3 protein-coding genes are annotated in these 1,867 nt (G+C 76.9%); 2 read left to right on the top strand and 1 reads right to left on the bottom strand.

Features of this window, described 5'->3' with window-relative positions:
• On the bottom strand, positions 1 to 747 hold a 747-nt coding region (locus tag ACWEVO_RS35955), incomplete at its 3' end, for a hypothetical protein (RefSeq protein WP_452311856.1).
• Between the two features lie 116 nt (positions 748 to 863).
• Between ACWEVO_RS35955 and ACWEVO_RS35950 the strand changes: the two genes are divergently transcribed.
• Both ACWEVO_RS35950 and ACWEVO_RS35945 read left to right on the top strand, forming a co-directional pair.
• On the top strand, positions 864 to 1,433 hold the full coding sequence (locus ACWEVO_RS35950; RefSeq protein WP_452311855.1) for a GNAT family N-acetyltransferase: 570 nt from the start codon (positions 864 to 866) through the stop codon (positions 1,431 to 1,433).
• Positions 1,434 to 1,661: 228 nt separating this feature from the next.
• Positions 1,662 to 1,850: a hypothetical protein gene (locus ACWEVO_RS35945; protein ID WP_452311854.1), complete on the top strand. Its 189-nt coding sequence runs from the start codon at positions 1,662 to 1,664 to the stop codon at positions 1,848 to 1,850.
• Positions 1,851 to 1,867 lie beyond the last annotated feature (17 nt).

The raw sequence follows: 1,867 nt of genomic DNA, 5'->3' as shown, positions 1-1,867 counted from the left end.
GCCGTCGCGCAGCCGCTCCCCCACGGCCACCGTGGCCAGGTCCTCGGCGAGCCGGCCCGGCGCCACCCCGAGGGTGAGCCGCGGCACGAAGAGCTGGACCCGCTCGACCAGGCACCGGCCGGGGCGCACCTCCACCCAGCTCCACCCCTCGGCCGGGCCGTCGGTCCAGCTGACGTGCAGCCCGCGCACGATCGGGTCGGCGAGGCGCCGCTCGACGTACGCCTCGACGGCGGCGGCCCGGGTCAGCGCCCCGAGGTCGTTCACCGGTCCACGCCGGCCGTCGGGCAGCCGGCCGACGATGTCCCGGAAGCCGACGGCGTACCCGCTCTCCGGCCCGGTGCCGGCGGCGTAGGCGCGGGCGTCGACGACGTACTCGACGAGCCGGCGGGCGTGGCCGGCGCCGTCCAGCGTGGGCGACTCCACCCGCAGCACCGGCAGGCCGACCGCGGCGCAGACCGCGCTCGTCATCCGCTCGGCGCGGCGGGCCGGGGAACCCGGCGCGGCCGGCGGGGCGAACTCCACGGCGAAGACCGGCCGGCCCGAACCGGCCACGCACACCACCTGGTCGAAGCACTCCCGGATGGCGGTGCTCCACTGGTTGCCGGTGACGCCAGGTGGGCGGCCCTGGACCAGTTCGCTGAGCCGGCGGGACGGGTGGACGACGTGCCCGGCGCGGGTGAACGGCGGCGTGCCACCGGCCGCGATCGGACGCAGCCAGGAGGCCGCCACGCTGCCGGTGCTCGTCATCGTCGCCAGATCCATCCGTCGGTCGCCAGACCGGCCCGAGTGTAGGGCGTCGGCCCGGACCGTCGCCGCACCGGTGCGGGGCAAACCCGTTGCCGGCCCCGCCGGCCTGGGGTGGGATGTCGGACGTGTCGACGTTCCTGGCCACCGACCGGTTGGTGCTCCGCGAGTTCACCCCCGACGACGCCCCGCTCCTGGTCGGCCTGGACGCCGACCCGGAGGTGATGCGCCACCTCACCGGCGGGCGGCCCACCCCGGCGGCCGAGATCCACGATCGGGTGCTGCCGCGGCTGCTGGCCGCGTACCGGACGCCACCCGGGCTGGGCTGGTGGGCGGCGCAGCGGCGGACCGACGCCGCCTTCCTCGGCTGGTTCGAGTTCCGGCCGCTGCGGGAGGGCGACCCCCGCGAGGTGGAACTGGGCTACCGGCTGCGCCGGTCGGCCTGGGGCGCCGGGTACGCCACCGAGGGCGCGCGCGCCCTGGTCCACAAGGGCTTCACCGAGCTCGGCGTCGAACGGGTCATGGCCACCACGATGGCGGTCAACGCCGGGTCCCGCCGGGTGATGGAGAAGGCGGGCCTGGCGTACGTGCGGACCTTCCACCAGGACTGGCCCGAGGCGATCGCCGGCTCCGAGCACGGCGAGGTGGAGTACGCGCTGACCCGCGACGAGTGGATCGCTCGCCGATGACCGCCTCCCCGCCCCCGACCGCGTGCCCGCTCTCCGATCTTGGACCGTTGCGGTTCGCCCGGAACGGCAACTGACCAAGATCCAGGGGCCGGTCGCCGGGCGGGAGGGATGGGCGGTGGGAAAGGGGATGCCGCGCGCGCCGGGGGAGGCTGCCGGCGGGCAGGAGTGAGGGGTGCGGGAACGGGTACGCCTCGCCCGTCCGGTGGGCCGTCGGGAGCGGAGGTGCGCATGACGCGGCAGCAGTTCGGGTTCCTGGCCGGGTTCCTCCTGGTCGCGGTCTGGGCGCTCGGCGGGGCCGGCGCCGCGGCGGCCGCCACGCTGGCCGGGCTGGTGGGCTGGCTGGTGGTCCGGGTTGTCGACGGCGACGTCACCGTGCCGGGCCTGGCCGACCGGGTGAGCGCGGACCGGCGCCGCTGAGCGGGGTGGCCACGATG

The sequence above is a fragment of the Micromonospora sp. NPDC003776 genome (assembly GCF_053605645.1).
Note: the sequence above shows the minus strand (reverse complement) of the source record. Positions and strands in the feature narration are given on the sequence as shown.